The 18,111-nt window shown below is 65.3% G+C and carries 15 protein-coding genes; 2 read left to right on the top strand and 13 right to left on the bottom strand.

Annotated features, from left to right (window positions below; translation table 11 throughout):
• Positions 1–5 precede the first annotated feature (5 nt).
• From C1A30_RS28890 to C1A30_RS28830, 13 genes are all read right to left on the bottom strand, one after another.
• Positions 6–1,232, bottom strand: coding sequence for a pyridoxal-dependent decarboxylase, exosortase A system-associated (locus tag C1A30_RS28890; RefSeq protein WP_235010241.1), 1,227 nt, complete (start codon positions 1,230–1,232; stop codon positions 6–8).
• On the bottom strand, positions 1,229–2,803 hold the full coding sequence (locus C1A30_RS28885) for an acyl-CoA ligase (AMP-forming), exosortase A system-associated (protein WP_101951663.1): 1,575 nt from the start codon (positions 2,801–2,803) through the stop codon (positions 1,229–1,231). Before C1A30_RS28885 ends, C1A30_RS28890 begins: the two co-directional genes overlap by 4 nt.
• Positions 2,797–3,666, bottom strand: coding sequence for a hypothetical protein (locus tag C1A30_RS28880; protein ID WP_200828457.1), 870 nt, complete (start codon positions 3,664–3,666; stop codon positions 2,797–2,799). Before C1A30_RS28880 ends, C1A30_RS28885 begins: the two co-directional genes overlap by 7 nt.
• Before the next feature lies 1 nt (position 3,667).
• The gene (locus C1A30_RS28875) at positions 3,668–4,924 is read right to left on the bottom strand and encodes a nucleotide sugar dehydrogenase (protein ID WP_101951662.1); all 1,257 of its coding nucleotides are present in this window, start codon (positions 4,922–4,924) and stop codon (positions 3,668–3,670) included.
• Positions 4,909–5,700 carry a polysaccharide deacetylase family protein gene (locus C1A30_RS28870; RefSeq protein WP_101951661.1) on the bottom strand — a complete coding sequence of 264 codons (792 nt, stop codon included), beginning with the start codon at positions 5,698–5,700 and terminating at the stop codon, positions 4,909–4,911. The genes C1A30_RS28875 and C1A30_RS28870 overlap by 16 nt, the downstream gene beginning before the upstream one ends.
• Entirely contained in the window at positions 5,697–7,034 is a 1,338-nt protein-coding gene (locus tag C1A30_RS28865; RefSeq protein ID WP_160112805.1) for a glycosyltransferase family 4 protein, read from the bottom strand. The genes C1A30_RS28870 and C1A30_RS28865 overlap by 4 nt, the downstream gene beginning before the upstream one ends.
• Positions 7,031–8,365 carry an MATE family efflux transporter gene (locus C1A30_RS28860; RefSeq protein ID WP_101951659.1) on the bottom strand — a complete coding sequence of 445 codons (1,335 nt, stop codon included), beginning with the start codon at positions 8,363–8,365 and terminating at the stop codon, positions 7,031–7,033. The genes C1A30_RS28865 and C1A30_RS28860 overlap by 4 nt, the downstream gene beginning before the upstream one ends.
• Complete coding sequence (locus tag C1A30_RS28855) at positions 8,362–9,474, bottom strand: hypothetical protein (protein ID WP_101951658.1); 1,113 nt, start codon at positions 9,472–9,474, stop codon at positions 8,362–8,364. Before C1A30_RS28855 ends, C1A30_RS28860 begins: the two co-directional genes overlap by 4 nt.
• Positions 9,471–11,468: a hypothetical protein gene (locus C1A30_RS28850; RefSeq protein WP_142392679.1), complete on the bottom strand. Its 1,998-nt coding sequence runs from the start codon at positions 11,466–11,468 to the stop codon at positions 9,471–9,473. The genes C1A30_RS28855 and C1A30_RS28850 overlap by 4 nt, the downstream gene beginning before the upstream one ends.
• 7 nt (positions 11,469–11,475) lie before the next feature.
• On the bottom strand, positions 11,476–12,612 hold the full coding sequence (locus C1A30_RS28845; protein ID WP_101951656.1) for a glycosyltransferase family 4 protein: 1,137 nt from the start codon (positions 12,610–12,612) through the stop codon (positions 11,476–11,478).
• Positions 12,609–13,844, bottom strand: coding sequence for a glycosyltransferase family 4 protein (locus C1A30_RS28840; RefSeq protein ID WP_200828456.1), 1,236 nt, complete (start codon positions 13,842–13,844; stop codon positions 12,609–12,611). Before C1A30_RS28840 ends, C1A30_RS28845 begins: the two co-directional genes overlap by 4 nt.
• Entirely contained in the window at positions 13,841–14,629 is a 789-nt protein-coding gene (locus C1A30_RS28835; RefSeq protein WP_369974188.1) for a glycosyltransferase family 2 protein, read from the bottom strand. Before C1A30_RS28835 ends, C1A30_RS28840 begins: the two co-directional genes overlap by 4 nt.
• A 557-nt stretch (positions 14,630–15,186) precedes the next feature.
• Complete coding sequence (locus C1A30_RS28830) at positions 15,187–15,921, bottom strand: class I SAM-dependent methyltransferase (RefSeq protein WP_101951654.1); 735 nt, start codon at positions 15,919–15,921, stop codon at positions 15,187–15,189.
• 206 nt (positions 15,922–16,127) lie between these two features.
• Here C1A30_RS28830 and C1A30_RS28825 point away from each other — a divergent pair, with 206 nt between their 5' ends.
• Together C1A30_RS28825 and radA are read left to right on the top strand one after the other, a co-directional pair.
• Complete coding sequence (locus C1A30_RS28825) at positions 16,128–16,682, top strand: hypothetical protein (RefSeq protein ID WP_101951653.1); 555 nt, start codon at positions 16,128–16,130, stop codon at positions 16,680–16,682.
• 43 nt (positions 16,683–16,725) lie between these two features.
• Positions 16,726–18,111: a DNA repair protein RadA gene (gene radA / locus C1A30_RS28820; protein ID WP_101951652.1), complete on the top strand. Its 1,386-nt coding sequence runs from the start codon at positions 16,726–16,728 to the stop codon at positions 18,109–18,111.

Here is an 18,111-nt window from a genome sequence, read left to right as displayed (position 1 = left end):
TGCGCCTACACAAGCACTTCGACTGGGGACGGGTGGCTGAGAAATGCTGTCGGACTTGCCGTCAACCCGTAAGCGCCTGCCTGGAACAAGACGATGAGGTCGCCTATCCGCGCGTCGGGAAGCATGACCTCGTCGCCCAACAGGTCAAGCGGAGTGCAGAGGCAACCCACGACGGTCACCGGACCGCCGGCCGGTTCAATCAAGCGGTTACCGACGGCAATCGGATAGTTCCGGCGGATGACCGAACCAAAGTTTCCTGAGGCGGCCATCTGGTGATGCAGCCCGCCATCGACCACGAGATAGGTGCGACCGCGCGAAACCTTGCGGTCGACCACCCGCGTCACATACACACCGCACTCCCCCACGATGTAGCGCCCGAGTTCGATCACGACCTCGGCGTCGGGCAGGTTCGGTGAGATTCTGTTGTCGATCAACTCAGCGAGATTGGCTCCGATAGCGGACAGGTCGAGCGGGGCGTCCTTGTCGAAATACGGGATGCCGAACCCACCACCGAGGTTGATGTACTGCACTGGCGCAGGCGCCTTCTCGGCCAGCGCGATGATCAACTCGACGGTCTGACGCTGCGCCCCACACAGGATCTCGGCGTTGAGGTTCTGCGATCCCGGAAACACGTGGAAGCCGACGAAATCCAGGTCCGCGGCGGCCAGATCGGCAAGAAAGTCCGGCACTTGCTCGGCGTCGACGCCGAACTGTTGCGGCCCGCCGCCCATCCGCATGCCTGACCCTTTCACCTGGAAGTCGGGATTCACCCGTACCGCGGCACGCGGTCGGATGCCGAGCATGTCGCCGGCGCGGATCACTCGCTGGGCTTCGGCCACGGATTCCATCTCGATGGTGACGCCCGCCGCGACCGCCTGGACGATCTCGGCCTCCGTCTTACCCGGTCCCGCGAAACTTATTGCGCGAGCCGGGAGTCCGGTATCGAGGGCGTTCTGCATCTCGGTCGTCGAGGCGACGTCCATGCCGTCGACGAGACCCGAGAGGTGTTGCAGCACCGCAGGCATCGGGTTCGCCTTCACCGCATAACTGAACTTCACGGTGGGCGGCAACGTAGCCCGCAGTACGTCGATCCGGTCGGTCAGCAGCCGCCGATCATAAGCGAAATAGGGGGTGGAGCCCACGCGTGCCGTGAGCCGTTCCAGTGGCATCCCGCCAACGGCCAGCTGACCGTCGATGCTGCCGAACGCCGCAATCATTGTCCGCGCCGTCACGTTCCGAACTCCTCGCGCAAAAACGCCCTGTCGAACTTGCCATTGGGATTGCGAGGCAACGCATCCAGTACGACGACTGAGCTGGGCACCATGTACAGCGGCAACTGCGCCTTCATCTCCTTGATCAGGACATCTGGGTCGAACTCCGTCACAGCTGGCGCGACTACCAGGCGGACGCGCTGCCCGAGAGTCTCATCGTCGACGCCGAATGCCACCGCATCGCGCACCAACCGCGTCGCGTAAGCGACCTCCTCCACCTCCGTCGGGCTGATCCGGTAGCCGGACGTCTTGATCATCCAGTCCCTGCGTCCGATGAAGTAGATGAAGCCTTCGTCGTCGGTGATCGCCCTGTCGCCCGACCAGACCGCAAGTCCATCCAAGCCAGGAACCGGCCGGAAACGCTCCGCCGTGCGCTCGTGATCGTTCCAATAGCCGAGGGCGATATGCGGTCCGTCGCGGTGGACCAGTTCGCCCTCCTCGCCCGGGTCGCACGGCGACCCGTCATGGCGCACCACCAGGATTTCGGCAGTGGGAACGGTCTTCCCGATGGAGTCGGGCCTGCGGTCGACTTCTGCCGGATCGAGGTAGGTCGACCGGAATGCCTCGGTCATCCCGTACATCAAGAACGGCGTCGCCGACGGGAACAGCTCGCGCAACTTCTCCAGGATGGTCTTGGGCATCCGTCCGCCGGTCGTCCCGAAGTAGCGCAGCGACGCCTTCGCTTCCTCCGGCCATTTCTGCTCGACGATTTGGCTCCACAGCGGAGGCACGCAGGTAATGCCGGTCACGCCGTGCTTGGCGCACAACCGCGGCACGTCACCGGGAAGCAGGTAGTTCATCAGGATCGCGTGCGCGCCCGCGGCGAAGGCCAGCGTCAACTGGCTGAAACCGGCATCGAAGCTCAACGGCAGCGCAACGAGGATCACGTCGTCGGAGGTGTTGCCGAGGTACGACTGCATGCTGGTGGCCAGCGCGTTGCCGTGGCTGAGCATGACGCCCTTCGGCTTACCCGTGCTTCCCGAGGTGTAGATGATGACGGCAAGATCGCGCTCGGACACATTCGAGGTGGGCAGCGCCTGTACTGGCCCGCGCACCCGCTCCCAATCGTGTATTGCGTAATGCGCGTGCACATCTGGCTCGTCGATCGGCGCGCTGACGAGCACGACGTGTTCGATCGACGGGCATGCTGCCAGCTCGTCGCGCATCAGGGACAACCGCTCGCGCGATGTGACGAGAACCCGAACTTCGCAGTCCCGCAGGATGTGTCCGACCTGTGCAGGACGGAGCAGGGGATTGATCGGCACGATCGCAGCGCCCGCCGCCGACGCACCATACATCGCCGTCACCGTCTCGATCCTCTTGTCGAGGAACAAGGCGACACGCTGGCCAGAGCCCACACCCAGCGCAGCAAGACCGGCGGCGACCTCCCTGACCTGGTTCCACAGCGCCCCGTAGGTGAGCGTCTGCTGTTTGAAGGTCAGCGCAGGCAAATCGGGATGCGACCGCGCACGTTCTTCGACGAGGTGATGGAGATTCACCTTCCTACCATCGGGATGTTCGTCGATCACCATGAGCGGCAAACCAATTCACTGTAGAGGTAGTCGATCTGGGCGGGCTGCAGATCCTCGCTGAGGTACATCTTCGGCCAGCCGGCTACGGTCACGGCCAACTTCGGCCGGTATTTGACCACCCTGATCTCGGCCAGCGTCGCGCAGATCCTGTGGCGCAGCAGCAAGTATCGATAGAAGTGCGACGCGCACTCCCGAAAGAGGTCGGGGTTGCTGACATAGAGGATCGATGCGAACACGCGCATGCGCTTGCGCCGTTCCCGTCGAAACATCACGTAGCAGGCCCGGTTCTCGCTAGAGAGCACGACGTGGTGGACCGCCGTCGCGGCGTGGTCGCGATAGATCGATCGCTCCTTTTCCGGAAGCAATCCGTCGATCTCGTCGGGTGCGTCCACCACTCGCACCTTCTTCGAAGGGAACGGCCACGGCATGTTGGGGACCACAGCCGTTGTGGTGTCGAGTTCGGTGAAGCCGACCCGAGAATTCAGCGCTACGACATTCTGGTTCGGCGTCAGATCCGTGAACGTGTATCCCTTCTGGCGAAGTAACGACCTCAACAGCCGAAGGCCATGCGCACGATGTTCCGGGGCGACACACCACAGCCCCAGGTTGCAGATCGAATGGCGACGGCCGTCGATCACCCGCTCGGAGTACAGGGCGAGATACGCGCCGACGACACGATCGTTCTCACGCAGCAGGTAGCCGTGGTTGGGTTGCTCGAAATGCCCCGGCGTCACCATGTACCGATGCCAGTCGGCCACTGACATTTTCAGTGACCTTTCCCGCCGCAAGAATTCGGCCACCGCCCAGGTATCGGCATCGGTGATGGGCTTGGCTTCGACGGTGGAGGTGCGAAGGTCGGTCATGTCATAGGTACTCCACATGAGGACCGGTCAACCGGTGCCGACAGTCGAGAATGAACCTCGCGTGCGCGACGATGTCGTCGAGATCGAACTCGTCGTGGTCGGCCAGCAGCACGACGGCATCGGCGGCCGCCAGCTCCTCGGGCGTCACGTCGACCCGACACAGCAGACCGTCCACGGGGGTCTCTTCGACGATGTACGGATCGGCCCCGTGCACCTGTGCGCCCATCTCGACCAGCAGTTGGGCGACGCGCACCGCAGGCGACTCGCGAGCGTCTCCGGTGTTCTTCTTGTACGACAAACCCAGTAGCAGGATGCGCGAACCGTTGACGGCCCGGCGTCTGGCGTTGAGGCCCATCACGATTCGGTGCACGACATGATCGGGCATGTGCCCGTTGATGTCGTTGGCGAGTTCGACGAAGCGGAAGTTGTGGCCGAGTACCCGCTCGACGCGCCACGACAGATACGAGGGATCGATCGGCAGACAGTGCCCGCCCACCCCTGGGCCAGGTGTGAACCGCATGAACCCGAACGGCTTCGTGGACGCGGCGTCGATCGCCTCCCACACGTCGATGCCGAGTTCGTGGGCGAACATCGCGACCTCGTTGACCAATGCGATGTTGACGTGGCGGAAGGTGTTCTCCAGGAGTTTGGCCAACTCCGCCTCCCGCGGCGAGCTCACGGCGATGGTCTTCTCGACCAGCGTGTCGTAGAACGACTGGACCGCCGCCAACGACGCCCCATCGACGCCAGACACGATCTTCGGCGTGTTGATGAGGGTCCAGGTGGCGTTGCCCGGATCGATGCGCTCGGGACTGTAGCCCAGATGAAAGTCCACACCGGCGACCAGGCCCGAACCGTCCTCGAGAATCGGCGCGACCAATTCCTGGGTGGTACCCGGATACGTTGTCGACTCCACGACGACCGTCGCCCCCGGCCGAAGGAAGCGGGCGAGCATGCGCGAAGCCTGTTCGATGTAGCGCAGATCCGGCACGCCTTCCCGCAGTGGCGTGGGCACGGCGATGACCGCGACGTCGAAGCCTGCGCACGCACGTGCCTCGCACGACGGATGCAGGGTCCCCGCTTCGAGGAGAGCACCGAGGTCGGCGTCGCTGATGTCCTCGATGTAGGACTGGCCGGAAAGCAGCCGCTTGATCCTGGCCTCGTCGATGTCGTATGCGATCACGTCGTGCTCGACCTGCGCGGCCCGCACGGCCAGCGGCAGGCCGACGTATCCCTGTCCGACTACCGCGACGCGCATGGCTCACCCCCCTGGTATCGCCGCACACCGAAGCGGTTGCCGACGGTCACGGCCGACACCATCCGCTTCGCATCCAATCGCCATGAGGTGTCGTGTTCGAAGACCGCGGTTCGCGGTATCGCGTAGCGGCCGATACCCGACCACGGTGTCACCGCGCATGCGTACTGATAGCCCGCGGCCTGCGTCGCCGCGACAACCCGCGCATCCGAGTCACCGTACGGATAGGCGAATCCCCTTACCGGTTGGCCGACCAGCTCTTCGAGAATAGTTCGGCTGCGCGCGGTCTCGGCCCGCAACTGCGCATCGTCGGCCTTGAGCAGAGACACGTGTTCCAATCCATGGGAAGCGACTTCGATTCCATCACTTGCTATTTCGCGCACCTGGCTGGCGGTCAGCAGAGGCTTGCACGGTCCCGGCCTGCTCCACTCGTTCTCCCCACCCAGCCGTCCTGCGAGCACGAACATCGTGGCGGAGAATCCGTACTTCTGAAGGACCGGCATCGCGTTGTCGATGAAGTCCTGGTAGCCGTCGTCGAAGGTCAGCCCCACCATGCGACGCGCATGGCCCTTTTCGGATGCGTTGAGCAACTCCGCCATCGAGACGCCCCGCAGACCTCGGTTACGCAGCCAGCGCATATGCCGCTCGAACCGCTGCGGGGTCATGGTCACCTCAAACGGGTCTTCGTCGTATGGCGACACCGAGTGGTACATCAACACCAGCGGAATCGCCGTCATATCAGCGCTCTTCGACGAGCCTTCAGTGGTCGAAGTCGTCATCGGCTACCCCCCGTGCTCCCAACCGGTTGTGCCATTCGCCTGAGCGACAGTGCTTTCCGTCCAGCCGCCCGACCGGCCGGCCCATTGTCGACAGCCCGGCCGTACACCTCGTCGAGTCGGGGCAGGACCCGTGACAACGTGAAGCCGGCCGCCTTGGCGGGGCCTGCCGCGGCGAGCCGCGATCGCAGCCCCTCGTCCGCTAGGAGTTTTCGGATGGCGCGAGCCAGCGCCGCGGCGTCGCCCGGCGGCACGTGCAGACCGTCGACCCCGTCGGTGACCACGTCCAGCAGACCGCCGAGCGCAGTGACCACACACGGTGTCGCTGCCGCAAGGCATTCCACCGCCACCCTGCCGAATCCTTCAGGCACCAGACTCGGCACGACACCCACCGCGGCATGTCGCCACGCCGCGATGACCGCGGGCCGCGGGACATTGTGCACGACAACCACGCCCGGCTGGTCCGGTACCCGATAGTCGGCGCGCGGAAGTCCTGCGAGCACCAACGGCACGTCCAGGCCATCGGCGCGCAGTCGAGCGTGCGCGTCGAGCAGTACATCGACACCCTTGAACGCCCCCAGCACTCCCGCGTAGAACAGGTAAGGCCCTGTGGCAGGCACGAATTCAGGACGGCACGCGGTGCGCTCGTCGCTGGCCAACGCGAGCAGATCGTCATCGATGAACGTCGGTATCACGGTGACTGCGCTGTGGTCCTCGACCCGGGGCGCAGTACCACGGTCAGCGAGCGCGGTCGAGATCGCCGTCCATTCGGCGACCTCACGGTGCCGCCTCGAACCCAGCTGGTGCAGCCCCAGTGCCAGCGGAATTCCCTTGAGCCCGTAGTGGGAACGCGCGCAGCTCACGCACTTGCCCAACGCGGGTCCCGAACAGAGGTGCTGGCCGTGGTACAACATGATTTTCGTGGCGCAGACGTGACTGTGATCATGCGCGCTCGCGACCACGGGGATGCCTGCGCGTCGGGCGGCGCCCAGCACGCTATAGAGAATCCATCCCCGGGCGTGGATCACGTCCGGGGAGAAATCGTTGACGAGGTTGGCGAACCCGCGGGTGAACAACGGATCCGGAACCGGTGGAAAGAAGAGGTGGGTGGGGTCCGCGTAGGCGCCCGGCACGTGCGCCATCGCCATCGGCAGCCGGTGCACCTGCACACCGTCGAGATCTTCTCGTCGGGGTGCGTGCGGATGTCGGGGCGTGGCCACAGCGACCGGCTGCCCCCGGTTCGCTTGGGCGCGCGCCAATGCCGCAGTGGACAATTCGAGCCCGCCGACGTTCGGCAGGAAGGTGTCCGTTGCGTGCAGGATGCGCAGACCAGTCATGGAAGTCCCATCGCCGGTTCCTCGATGACGCTGGCGCGCAATCGGGCGGCGCTGGCCGCCGCGCGGACGTTGATCAGCCATCGAAAGAAGCCCATCGCAGCCAACGCGGCGACGACGACCGTCGGTGAGGCGAGCGCGGCCCAGGCCGCGCCGATGATGCCGAGATGCGGCATCAGCAGCGCCGACACACCGATGCCGATCGATGCTCCGGACACGCTGATGACAGCGACAGCCCTCAGTCGGCGCTGCACGCGCAGCACTGCGACGGCCACGTTCACCAACGCATCTGGGAGGGTGGACATCAACCCGATCACCAGCAGGGTGCTGTGCTCGGCGTAATCCGCGCCGAAGATGCCAAGGATTTGCGGAGCCAGCAAGCAGGTGATGGCCATCGCGGGGATCAGCAGTACGCCGATCAGCCCGAGGGCGCGGCGCGCTTGTGATCGAAGTCGATCCGGGCGGTCGGCGCAGTCTGCCAGCAGCGCGTTGGACACCGCGGCGTTCACCGCGAAGAACGCGGTGCTGATCATCGCCGCCATCGACAGGTATGCGACCTGGTCGGGCGGGAAGTACGCGGCGGCGATGATGGGCACCAGATAGAAGGGTGCCCTGACCGCAATCGTGGCGACGTAGTCCCACGGCACCAGTTGTCGTAGTCGCGACAGCCAGATGCGCCTGGGGCGGAAATGGAAGTCCGTCGTCGCACGCACGAACAGCCGCAGCGACAGCACGAAGTTCAGCATCAGCGAAGCAACCCAGCCGAACAGAATCACGCGCGCGGAATCGGTGTCGGCTCCGACCGTGACCACCGCCAACGGTAGAAACACTGCGACGGCCGCCAGCCGTGACAACGCACCGACGATGCTGCCGACCAGCGAGAGCTCAGCCCGGCGAACGCCGAGCAACGCCCCGTTGATCACAAGCATCAGGGCGGTGCCCACCGAGCCCGCGACCATCAGTGCGACGAGGCATCCCGTGCCGAGCGCAGCTTGCACTGAGTCCGGCAGCACAAGCGCGCCCACTGCGCCCGCCGCGCCCGAGATGACGACGGCGACGACAAACGCGGTGCTGCACAGCCCATTACGCTCTTCGGAGCTGGCACCAGGCAGCACCCGCGGAAGCAACGGTATGAATCCGGCGACCGACACGATCCCGACCAGCGTCATCCCGCCGATCACCGTGTTGGAGACACCGACAACCCCGGCGTCGACACTGCGCGCGCAGATCACCCAGAACACATAGCCGAGCAACGAGGTGAGGTGGTTCATCGCAAGAAGAGCGATGCTGTTGGCCACCATACCTCGGGTGGTCCGTGGACGGGTAGTCGTCATCCTGTGCACCACCCGATCGGAATGACCGCCTGCAGAGTCATGTCGGACGCGTTGTCCCGCATGGTCAGTTTGATCGGCGCGCCGGCGGTGCGGGCGAGCTCCAGCTGCTTGGGCCCGCACAACTGAGCCTGGCTGCTGCGCGGCAGCTCGACAAGCAGCGTCACTCGTTCTCCCGTGCCGTCAGTCAGTACCAGCCGGGTGTCGACGGGAACAGGACGACCGGTGATGTCGTAGGCACTGAAATCAGCGCGCCGGACCATTTCTGGTCCATCTGGACCGAGTGCGGTCAAGGACAACGCCAGGTCGGCACCTGCAGGCGCGGGGATCTGCTCGGCGGCGAAGGACGACGGCATGCGTTGTGCGGGCGACCAGTTCGCGTTCACCACCGTCAACGCCACGGCAGTCAATGCGATGGCTGCCAGCGCAATCAGGGTGGTCCGGATGTCTCGGGCGGACATTCTCGGTGGCAGTTGGGGACTGCTCAGCGCCCCCGCGACCACCAGCAGCGCCCCGGCGAGCACGATGACCACGTCCAGGACGACGTTGCGCATATAAGGCGCCTCGTCGATCCACAACCGCGAAACCCACAGCGCGATCTGGGCACAACCGCCGCCGGCGACCACGGCAACGACGGAGCGCCGCCACCGTCCAGTGGGCCGCTGCGACAATCCGAACGCGACACCGAGCGAAACCGCGGCTGTCGCTGCCGTCGTCACAGTGAGGATGCCGAGGGTGGTCACCACGGTTGCCCTGCCGACGTGGTGTATGACGGGACCCACTGCCGCATACCAGGCGAGCGTCGTCGCGATCCGGGTGCCGATCCATCCCACCGGCCCGACCCCGAGACGCACCAACACCGCAGAGATCCACAGCCCCGGGACCAACCAGACCCCGACAACTCCGCAGATCACCGCAATCCACCCGACCGCACCGGCCGGTGCCGCTACCAACGAATCCTGTTGTGGTGCAAGCCAATGGGCGACGAAGAGCAACGCGACGCCGATAGCCGACGCGATGAGCAGCCGTAGCCGCGCCGTCCGATCCGGCGTGTCGTCGTAGCCGGTAGCGACGGTATCGGCGTCGATGGTGCGAGTCGTCAGATCGCTCATGCGCCCGCTCCCTCACAACTAGTGGCACGTGTGCGATACAACGTGAAGATGTTCACTTGGTAGACCGTCAGCGGACCGGCTGCGTAAACGGCGTTCAGCCAGGGCAGACAGTTGAACCGGTCGATGGCCGCTTGCGGGTACGGGTCCTTGCCGCGGGCGCCGGGCTCTTCTCGGGTGAACCAGATTCCGAGCACAGGCCGCGTGGTCGCCATCCGGGAATCAACGACGATGTATCTGATTTTGGCGTCGAACAGTTGCTTGAGGACTTCCAGGCGTATCGGTGCGGGATTGGCGTAGAAGTCCCAGATCGGGAACGAGGCACTGGGACGCAGCGTGGCCATCCGACCGAGCGACCCAATCGCCAGCGAACTGAACCGATCCGTCATCACCGCGGTGTCGACAGGCGCGTTGGCCGCCAACCATTCGGCAACCGCCACACTGTCTCTCGACACCGATCGGCCGTCGTCACCCACGAGAGCACTGCCAGGGAAGCGATGCGTGACCTTGACACCCACTGCCGCGCTTCCGACGGCCAACACGGTGAACAGGACCCCAATGACACCGACCGCGACGCCGGGTCGGCCCAACACCCTGCGGACCGGACGCCACCGACCGGCACCCTCGTCGCCTTGGCGCTGGTGACCGAAGGACCACGCGAGACCGCACACCACCGCGATTCCGATGAAGCTGAATCCCCATGACCGATGCGCCCCTTCCGCGCCGCCGGTCATCAGCAGCGGCAGGCTCGCGAAGAACATCGCGCCCAGCACGGCGAAGGCCCACGGCATCGAGCCGATCCGGCGCCGGTTTCGCCACAGCACCGCCATGGACCACATGAACAGCGCCAACAACACGAATGGGAACAGGTAGCCGCAGACGATCTCATAGCCGGGATTCAAGGAGTTCGCAAACAGTGAGCGTCGCCCGGACGACTGGCCCACCCCGTCCATCATCTTCTGCAGCTGCATGAACCCGCGGGCCAGTTCTGGGCCGAGGTAAGCAAGGAGCCTGCTGGACAGTCCCGACCACCAGAAGGTGATCGAAACCACCAGAGCGCCCAGGATGAAGACCAGAGGCCAGAATCGCTCACCCTCCGCACGCCGTCCCTGTGCCGCTGTCTGCCTGACGAACGGCAGCAGGCGCGCGAGGACGAGCAGAATCAGGATGAGGAAAAGCATGGTCGTGCTCAAGTGGTGAACGACCGGCAGAACGACCACGCACAACATCGCCATCGCGAAGGCGCGCCGGTTGAGCTTGTGCGATGCGCGACTAGCCGCGACGGTTGCCGCCAAGCACCAGATGAGCAACGGCAGTGCCAGTGTCTCGTAGGAGAACACCGAATTGAAGTACAGCCAAGAGGGATTGAGCGTGTACACAACAGCGCCGACCGCAGCGCCCCTGGCGGGCGCACCCACCATACGGACCAGTTGATAGATCGCGAGCACCGACAGAATGTGTGCGAGCACGATCACGATGAGCGCGGCAGGCCAGAGCGACAGTCCCGTCAACCGGGCGAAAGCACCGGCCGCTTGATGCAGGCCGGGGAATTCCTTGGTGATCGGCAGCAGGTAATTGGTGTGGCCGACGTCGCCGGCAAGAAACGCCTCCAATGCCTGCCGTGTATGCGCGAACTCGTCGGGCCCTGCCGGGCCGGGCTGCAGAAGGCGCGGAACCATTCCGAAGAAGCCGATACCCGCGAGCGCCCACGTCCGCGTCGCACCGTCGATGTGGATGGCGCAGGCAAGAGCGACCAGCGGCAGCATACCCGCCAGAAACCCCGCCCAGAAAAGCGCGAACTGTAATTGGTCGGGCTGGGTCAAACCCGCGGCATGATGAAAGGACAGCGAGAGCAGGACCGCTCCGATGGGCGGCAGCAGCACAGCGGCAACTCTGCGGTCGCGCCACCGGGACTTACCGGATTGCGCTGGCGCGTAATGGAAGTCGTCGGGTGGCTGGCTTACCGCGGTGTCTGGGATCTCTGAAGTGGCAGTCACCGTCGGCTCACGATCTCGCCGCGCTGAGCGTCTTCAGAAGATGGTTGACCATCTCGTCTTCGGTCGGCAGCGTGCACTGCGCCGCACGCGCCTTGCGTGACCCAGTCGAACGAAGCAGTCGGGCAATCGCGTCGGCGTACTGCAACACGGAATCCGCGCTTTCGCCGTCCAATTCGCACAAAGCCGCCGCCGCGCCGGGCCCGGCTCGGCGAATCACTTCACGATGCGCGCCGATACCGCTTGCGACGACAGGCAGACCCGTCACGAGCGCCTCACCCAGGCACAGGCCGAAGGCCTCGTGGAGGCTTGCCGTCGCGTAGAGCGAGGCCGTCGCCCACCACCGGCCGAGCGCCTCGTCGTCGATTGCGCCGGTGAACGTCACCACGTCATCGGCGTCGAGTGCGGTGGCGAGTTCCCGGTAGGCCGCCAAACCGGAACCTTGCCCCACGACAACGAGTCGCGCCGGCACACCGTTGTCGCGAAGGTGGGCGACGGCGCGGATCAACACATCCGTGCGCTTGTACGGCTCTTGGCGGGCGACGGTCAGCACAACGTTCGATTGGCCGGGGTACGGGGTCCGGCCGCCCACCGGATCGGGAACCCCAACGGGGGCAAGGCTTATCTTGTCGCTGTCCACCTGTCGCGAGAAGTCCCGCATGACCAGATCCGCTTCGGCCTGGGTGGCCACCAGAATTCGGCGGCACGCCGCCATCAGTCGTCGGCCTGCGGGGCGGTAGAACCGGTGCATCGCATTGCGCATCGGGGTATGTCCGGCGCCGTGGTACCACGGGGTGAGCACCACCGGCGCCTTCGCCTGCTCGGCGGCCAGCCAGGCCAACGGGGTGTGGTAGCTGTGCACCCATACGACGTCGAAGCGCCGGGACTGCCGGGCGGTGCCCGCTGCGGCCGGTGAAGGCAGATCGAAGACTTCACCCACCGGCAGGTCGTACCGCTCGATGTTGTATCCGTCTTGTCGATCCCGCGCGGAAAGCGTTGCGCGACGCGGAATCTGAGTGATCACGGTGACCTCGGCACCCTTGGCCGCCAGCGCCGCGGCAGCCTGCGCGGCGTAAGTCTCGGCACCACCCAGGTACGGCGCGAAGCGGGGGATGATGAGCCCGACCCGCAGTGCGGTATCGGTCATGCGATGCCCCCCGCCACGCTGTCGTCCGCCCTCTGCAGAGTCGCACTGCGCCGGTCCCGGCCCCAGCGCGCGCCGATCCGATCGAACAGGCCCGTGTACTCCTCGGCGGTCTGCGCCCACGAGTTCGGGTCGACATGCGTGGTCCCGATCAGCGGCAGCGCCGAGCGGATTCCGTCGGCAAGAGCCTTCGGGTCACAGGGCGGCACCAATACCGCGCCGCTGTAACCCGCGGAAGCCTCGACGAGCCCGCCTACCGCGGTGGTCACGACCGGCAGGCCCCAGGCCATCGCGGTGAGCAACGGCCCCGATGCCGAGCTGCGGCGGTAGGGAAGGACAACGAGATCCGTCGCTGCGAAGTACGCGGGCACCTCATCGTCGTCGACGAAGCGGTCGACAATGGTCAATCGGTCCGGCGGCAGGACTGCCGCCAGTTCGTCGAGCGGTTGCCGGTAGCCCTGCCAGACTTCACCCACCGCAGTGACATGTACGTCGACCCCGGTGGCCCTGAGCAGGCGGGCCGCCTCGGCAAGCTCACTGTGTCCCTTGTACGGGCGCACCACTCCGAAGATGAGCAAGCGGACCGGGTCATCCGGCGGCTTGCCTTCGTTGCGGGCGGCTGCGACACCGGACGCAACGTGATTGCCGAACGGGCCGATCGTGACGACTTCGCTTGGCAGACTGGCGAGTTGCGGATAGGTGGCCCGAAGCGCAACCCGGTCGAATTCGGAATGCACAGTGACGGCGTCCACCCGGTTCAGCAGCAGGCGCATCCCCGCCCTGGTGTAACGACCGACCAGCGGCAAGGTGGCCTCACCGACGTCTTGCGCCTCGTGGAACTCCACGACCACATGCGCCCCCGACCGTTTGGCCAGCCACGCGAGGGCCACGTAGCTGTGCAGCACTGTCGCGGTCCACCAGTGCAGGACCACCACGCTGGGCCGAACTCGACGCCAAAAGCGCCATGCGCGAAGGGCCGACAGCCCCCAGAACCAGTCCAGCCCGTTGAAGACGGGGATATCGGGCCACGACAGAGCGCCGTCGGTGCTGCCCACGCGCGCCCGGCCGGGATAGAACACGCGAGGGCAGAGCCGACGCAACAGCAGCGTCGCAGCGGGTCCCCGTTCGGCGAGTGCTCCAGTCTGCATGGCCGCGATGTAGCTCACGCCCGAAAGGAATCGATCTCCAGGCCCGACGACGAGAACGAGTCCGTCGTCCACGTTTCGGTTGGTCACACGCGCTCGCCGGCGTGCGCGTGCTTGCGAACCGACTGCACCAGGCGCCCACTAAGACCCGACCGGTGGTCACGGACGACTGTGCGCAGCACCCTGGTGCCGTCGCGAATCGAGCGGAGATTCGACTTCCCCGCGCGCCGAGGCAGTTCCAGGCTCGGCACCTCCGCGATCCGCAATCCGGCCTGCATCGCACGTACGACCATTTCGGCTTCGATCTCGAACCCGGTTGCCGAAAGCGCCATGGTCTCCAAGTAACGGCGGTGGAAGGCGAGGAACCCGTAGCACAAATCGGTCAGGTCACCGCCGTACAGCTGGTTGAACACTCGCAACAGGAACCGGTTACCGAAACGCCGGAAGGGTGTGATGTCCAGCGACCCGCCACCCGCGATGAAGCGAGAGCCCTTGACGAAGTCGTATCCGTTGTTGAGGAAGTGCAGGTAGTGGCGGATCTCCTGAGGCGCCATGCTGCCGTCGGCATCCATCATCACGATGATGTCGCCCGTCGCCGCTAGGAAACCAGCCCTCAGCGCGCTGCCCTTGCCCAGACCTTCCTGCAGGACCACCTTGATGTCCGGGCGGTAGCTACGCGCGGTGATGAGCGTCGCGTCGGTGGAATTGCCGTCGACGAGAATGACCTCATTGACCTCATCGGCGACCTGTTCGAGCACCCAGCCGATGTTTCGCGCCTCGTTCTTGACCGGAATGACCAAACTGACGGTCACCGGTTTCGCGGAGGCTGCCCGTGAGCGTTTGCGCCGCTTTGTTGCGAGGGGTGCAGGTTCCATGCCCTGACCGTTCGCCAGTTGTGTTACTGGCGCCCCGTCCTTGTATGCGTTTGTCGCCGATGGTTCGGCCATTGCTAGACCCCCGTCCAACCCATGCGCCGGTGCCGACGCCGTGTGGACACGCTCGATTAGCTGTCGTTTCTGTTGGACAACCCCCCCGAGCGTCCCGCCTGCGACGTTAGCATATGCCGTGCGACACGTTAAGAGAACCTAGGGAAAAATTAATACGCCCGCAGAATTGGTTGTGGAAGCATCTTCGCACCGGGTCCGTCAGCCAGTGTGGCAAACTTAAACAATCGTTCTTACACGCATCTATGTCACATCAAGCAACTTCGCAGAGCTACTGCGGTTCGTTGCCTGAGGCGAGGCTTGCCATCCCTATCCGATTTCCGCTAGCAACAATTCTGCTGTCTACAGAGACTTTGCTGAAACCTCGGGTTCCGCTGCTGTTGATACGTCGCTGGCGCATGACAAGAATGTAGCTGTAGTCGGTTCGGACCGGACCGAAGCGGGCATCGTCCACAGAACGAAACATCGACGATCGGTGGCGTCGTTGATCAGCTAGGCCGAATGAGGACGAACTGCCAGGACCAGGGCACGTACCGCATCGGTCGTTCCAACAGGCGGGCGGCCCATCGGACCCCGCTGGGTATCACCTCGGGCGGGTAATTGAAGTGCCGGACGTGGCCGACCTCGAAGCCGGCGCGGCGCGCGGACTGTCTGAGGTGCTTCATCGTCACCACGTAGAAATCGTGGCCCCAACTGACCGGCGCCAGCTTCCAATAGCGGTGCTGCCACTTGACGGGCAGCCATCCCATGAACGGAAGCCTGCTGTGAGACTCGATCGGAAAGTAGGGGTTCGGCAGCTGACCGATCACGTGACCGCCCGGTTTGAGCACGCGGTAGATCTCGCGCAGGCTGTCGTCGCGCTCATCCGGTGGAATGTGCTCGAAGACGTTCGCGAACACCGCGACGTCGAATGTCTGGTCGGCGAAGCTCAATTCGCTTGCCCGACCCGGCTTCAGGACGCAGCCGCGATCGGTGACGACCTCCTCGGTCAGCTTCGGATCGATGCCCGCCCAATGCTTAATGTGCGTGAGCTGTTGGAGCTGTTCGGTCAGCGCACCGGTTTGACACCCGATCTCGATACCGTGGGTGGCCTGTGGCGAGCTGTGCTCCTTGATCAGGTCCGCCAGCCGGCGACTGAGCACCGCGTTACGCGTTTCCCACTCCTGATCGGTTTGCAGGAATTGCGCGCGAATGCCGCGATTCACCGTGGACGCCTCCCCCATGGCGCGAAACCTCCCTCGCAGAGCCTGGTTCCTGAACAAGGTACCCGTTGGACGCAGCCACCCCAAGACCTTTGCCAGGCTTCTTACTCTCGACCGGCTGATGGCACCGCAGCCCCGCTGGAGAAACCCTCGTACGGTACTTTCTGCATAGCTAAAACCGGGCGACCACTTCGCGGTCGTCTCGCCGACTTTCGCAGGAGAGTTCAGTGAACCGCTTCAGACTGGCCACGTGCGCGGTCGCCGCCGCCCTCGCCCTGTCCGGCTGTGGCGCCGGGCAGATATCGCAGACCGCGACGCAGGAGCCGGCCGTGAACGGCACGCTCACGACCGTGGGCTCGATGGCGGTGCGCAACATCCATCTGCGTGCCACCCAGAAATCCGACTACATCCAGCCCGGCAGCGACGTCGAGTTGTTGTTCGTCGCCATCAACGGTTCCCCCGACGTCAACGACAAGTTGCTTTCGGTCAGCTCCGACGTCGGCTCGGTCAGCCTTTCCGGCGACACCACGGTGCCCGCCAACGGCGTCCTGGTGGTCGGCGAACCCGACGGCCAGATCGCGCCGCTGGAAGCCGCCGAGAAGGCGGACGCCGTGCAAGCGAAGGTCGCACTCTCCAAGCCGATCACCAACGGGCTGACCTACGCGTTCACGTTCACCTTCGAGAAGGCAGGCGAAACCACCGTGCAGGTGCCGATCTCCGCGGGCGAGCAACCGCGCCGGGAAGCGGCAGCGGAGGCCGGCGACACGGGCGGCCACCACTAGTCAGTTCGGCCGGTCTGTCGGACCGACCGGCTACGGTCACGACGTGGCTAAAGCGCGTTCGCAGTACCGCTGCTCGGAGTGCCACCACGTCACCGCCAAATGGGTTGGCCGCTGCCCTGATTGCGGCACCTGGGGCACCGTCGACGAGGTCGCCGTGCTGGCCGCGGTCAACGGTTCGGGTGCTCGGCGTTCGGTCGCGCCAACGTCGCCTGCTGTGCCGATCAGCTCGATCGATCCGGGCACCACCCGCCACTTCCACACCGGGATCAGTGAACTCGACCGCGTCCTCGGCGGCGGTTTGGTCCCTGGATCGGTCACGCTGCTGGCCGGCGACCCCGGTGTCGGCAAGTCCACGCTGCTGCTCGAGGTTGCGCATCGGTGGGCGCTGGAGGGCAGGCGCGCGCTGTATCTGTCCGGTGAGGAGTCGGCGGGGCAGATCCGGCTGCGGGCCGAACGCACCCGCTGCACGCACGACGAGGTCTACCTGGCCGCCGAATCTGACCTGCAGACCGCGCTCGGACACATCGACGAGGTGCGGCCCAGCCTGGTGGTGGTGGACTCGGTGCAGACCATGTCCACCACCGAGGTCGACGGTGTCACCGGCGGGGTCACCCAGGTGCGGGCGGTGACGACGGCGTTGACCATGGCCGCGAAGGCGTCGGGGGTGGCCATGCTGCTGGTCGGTCACGTCACCAAGGACGGCGCCATCGCGGGCCCGCGGTCACTGGAGCACCTCGTCGACGTCGTACTGCACTTCGAAGGCGACCGTACTTCGGCGCTTCGGATGGTGCGCGGCGTGAAGAACCGGTTCGGCGCCGCCGACGAGGTCGGCTGTTTTCTGTTGCACGACAACGGGATTGAATGCGTCGCGGATCCGTCGGGGTTGTTCCTGGATCAGCGGCCCAAGCCGGTGTCCGGCACCGCCGTGACCGTCACGCTGGACGGTAAACGTCCGCTGATCGGCGAAGTGCAGGCCTTGATCGGCGCACCCGCCAGCGGTTCACCGCGCCGCGCCGTCAGCGGTATCGATTCGTCCCGCGCCGCGATGATCACCGCGGTGCTTGAGAAGCGCGCCAAACTGCCCGTCGGCACCAACGACATTTACCTGTCCACGGTCGGCGGCATGCGGCTCACCGACCCCTCGTCCGATCTGGCGGTGGCGCTCGCGATCGCGTCGGCCTACACCGATCTGCCGATGCCCACCAACGCCGTGGCGATCGGAGAGGTCGGCCTGGCAGGCGATCTGCGCAGGGTCAGCGGCATGGATCGCAGGCTGGCGGAGGCGGCACGGTTGGGCTTCGGCTGCGCTGTGGTGCCCGCAGGCGTCACGGCGGCGCCCGCCGGTTTGCGGGCCATCGGCGCAGACAACATTCAAACGGCGTTGCGGGTGCTGCGGGAAATCAGTCAGACTGACGCCTGCCGATCCTAG

The organism is Mycobacterium sp. 3519A, assembly GCF_900240945.1.
Lineage (GTDB): Bacteria > Actinomycetota > Actinomycetes > Mycobacteriales > Mycobacteriaceae > Mycobacterium.
Note: the sequence above shows the minus strand (reverse complement) of the source record. Positions and strands in the feature narration are given on the sequence as shown.

Coding starts and splice junctions, on each gene's coding strand:
- C1A30_RS28855 (WP_101951658.1), bottom strand. CDS start 9,474: ATGAGCGATCTGACGACTCGCACCATCGACGCCGATACCGTCGCTACC.
- C1A30_RS28860 (WP_101951659.1), bottom strand. CDS start 8,365: ATGACGACTACCCGTCCACGGACCACCCGAGGTATGGTGGCCAACAGC.
- C1A30_RS28830 (WP_101951654.1), bottom strand. CDS start 15,921: ATGGGGGAGGCGTCCACGGTGAATCGCGGCATTCGCGCGCAATTCCTG.
- C1A30_RS28880 (WP_200828457.1), bottom strand. CDS start 3,666: ATGACCGACCTTCGCACCTCCACCGTCGAAGCCAAGCCCATCACCGAT.
- C1A30_RS28875 (WP_101951662.1), bottom strand. CDS start 4,924: ATGCGCGTCGCGGTAGTCGGACAGGGATACGTCGGCCTGCCGCTGGCC.
- C1A30_RS28835 (WP_369974188.1), bottom strand. CDS start 14,629: ATGGAACCTGCACCCCTCGCAACAAAGCGGCGCAAACGCTCACGGGCA.
- C1A30_RS28870 (WP_101951661.1), bottom strand. CDS start 5,700: ATGACGACTTCGACCACTGAAGGCTCGTCGAAGAGCGCTGATATGACG.
- C1A30_RS28845 (WP_101951656.1), bottom strand. CDS start 12,612: ATGACCGATACCGCACTGCGGGTCGGGCTCATCATCCCCCGCTTCGCG.
- C1A30_RS28885 (WP_101951663.1), bottom strand. CDS start 2,803: ATGGTGATCGACGAACATCCCGATGGTAGGAAGGTGAATCTCCATCAC.
- C1A30_RS28865 (WP_160112805.1), bottom strand. CDS start 7,034: ATGACTGGTCTGCGCATCCTGCACGCAACGGACACCTTCCTGCCGAAC.